Origin of the sequence: Colwellia sp. BRX10-4 (assembly GCF_014077465.1) — a bacterium.
Classification (GTDB): Bacteria; Pseudomonadota; Gammaproteobacteria; order Enterobacterales; family Alteromonadaceae; genus Colwellia_A.
Map to the genome: position 1 here is coordinate 1 of NZ_JACGVZ010000108.1, position 445 is coordinate 445.

General features: G+C 38.7%; 1 protein-coding gene. It reads left to right on the forward strand.

Annotated elements, in window-relative coordinates:
- Positions 1-342 (forward strand): YciI family protein (locus H4J67_RS20040; protein WP_220471683.1); only part of this gene is annotated, 342 nt, incomplete at its 5' end.
- Positions 343-445: the final 103 nt, after the last annotated feature.

Consider the following 445-nt stretch of genomic DNA (forward strand, 5'->3'; position numbering starts at 1 on the left):
GGCGTTATATGCCTTTCAGTTTGGCAACAAGGAGTATTTATGCAGTTCATAGTTACCGCTTACGACTTTGATGATGACGATGCTATTAATCGAAGATTATCAAGTCGTGAAGCTCATCTATCAGGTATCGAGAAAATGGTAAAAGCTGGTACCTTTTTAAGTGGTGGTGCAATGCTAAATGAAAATGGAAAAATGATTGGCTCATCGGCACATGTCGAGTTTTCTTCTAGAACTGAGGTTGAAGCATGGGTTAAACAAGATCCTTACACAATTGGCAAGGTTTGGAATAAAGTTAATATTAGTGAAGGCGTTTTATTTCCTGTAAGCAGTTTCAAAAAATAGGCATATAACAAGCCACTCAAGCAGGACAAATAACAGTTGGCTTTGTTCGCTTCGCTCTCTATTATAGCCAACTGTTATTTGCCTCTTAGTGGGGCGTTATATG